The 1,272-nt window shown below is 62.2% G+C and carries 1 protein-coding gene; it reads right to left on the bottom strand.

Annotation, left to right across the window (positions count from 1 at the left end):
• Nucleotides 1-18 precede the first annotated feature (18 nt).
• Nucleotides 19-1,208, bottom strand: a protein-coding gene (locus tag AC0L27_RS41025) for an IS3 family transposase (protein ID WP_473323772.1) whose coding sequence is annotated in 2 segments (ribosomal slippage) — nucleotides 19-959 and nucleotides 959-1,208 — 1,191 coding nt in all. Because the reading frame shifts where the segments join, the coding sequence is not laid out codon by codon here.
• Nucleotides 1,209-1,272: the final 64 nt, after the last annotated feature.

The following is a 1,272-nucleotide window of genomic DNA, read 5'->3' as shown; positions in this document are numbered from 1 at the left end:
TGACCTTGCCCCCAAGTTTTATCCAGTTCTGAGTTCGCCCCGGCGGTTGGATTTGCCCTCTTGGGCGGTGGGAGCGACAGGAGCTGGCGCGGAGCCTTCGGCATAGCGCAGCGCCAGATCCAGGCGCGGATGGCAGGTCATGGCGAACTCGGACGGCGTCTTCCATCCGAGCTGCGAGTGTGGTCGTGTGTCGTTGTAATCGACCCGCCAACATCCAAGTGTAACGCGGGCTTGTGCCAGTGACGTGAACAACGTCTCGTTCAACAGCTCATCCCGCAGCCGGCCGTTGAAGCTCTCGATGAAGGCGTTCTGCATGGGTTTGCCCGGCGCGATATAGTGCCATGCGACACGGCTCTGGTCGGCCCATGCGAGAATGGCGTTGCTGGTGAGTTCGCTGCCGTTGTCGCTGACCACCATCCTGGGCTTGCCGCGCTCGATCATCAACCGGTCCAGTTCCCGCGCCACGCGAACGCCGGAGAGCGAGGTGTCGGCCACCAGCGCCAAGCACTCACGGGTACAATCATCGACGACGGTCAGGATGCGGAAGCGGCGGCCGTCGGTCAGCTGGTCCGACACGAAGTCGAGTGACCACCGGTCGTTCGACTTCATCGGAACCAGCATCGGCGCCCTGGTCCCGATCGCCCGCTTGCGGCCACCACGGCGGCGCACCGTCAGCTTCTCTTCCCGATAGAGCCGGAAGATCTTTTTGTGGTTGATCAGATATCCCTCCCGCTTGAGCAGAACATGCAGCCGCCGGTAGCCGAAGCGGCGGCGTTCCTGGGCAATCGCCCTCATGCGCTGGCGAAGGTTGGCATCGTCAGCCCGGGTCGTCTGATATCTCATGGTCATGCGGCAGCAGCCGATGGCTTTACACGCCCGCCGTTCGCTCATCCCGTGGGCATCCACCAGATGATCAACAGCTTTCCGTTTCCCCGCGGGCGTCACCACTTCTTTCCCAGGAGGTCCTTCAGCGCCGCATTGTCCAGCATGGCGTCGGCCAAGAGCCGCTTCAGCTTCGTGTTCTCGTCCTCCAGCGTCCTGAGCCGCTTGGCCTCGGAGACGTCCATCCCGCCGAACTTGGCCTTCCATTTGTAGATGCTGGCGTCGCTGACGCCGTGCTTGCGGCACAGATCGGCCACCGAAACCCCGGCCTCGTGCTCCTTCAAGATCCCGATGATCTGCTCTTCCGTAAAACGATTGCGCTTCATGCTCTGGTCCTCGTCTTGGGCCAGAGCGAACTTCAAACTGGATTAAGCCCGTGGGGCAAGGTCA

This window comes from Bradyrhizobium sp. Ken51 (assembly GCF_055807435.1).
Note: the sequence above shows the minus strand (reverse complement) of the source record. Positions and strands in the feature narration are given on the sequence as shown.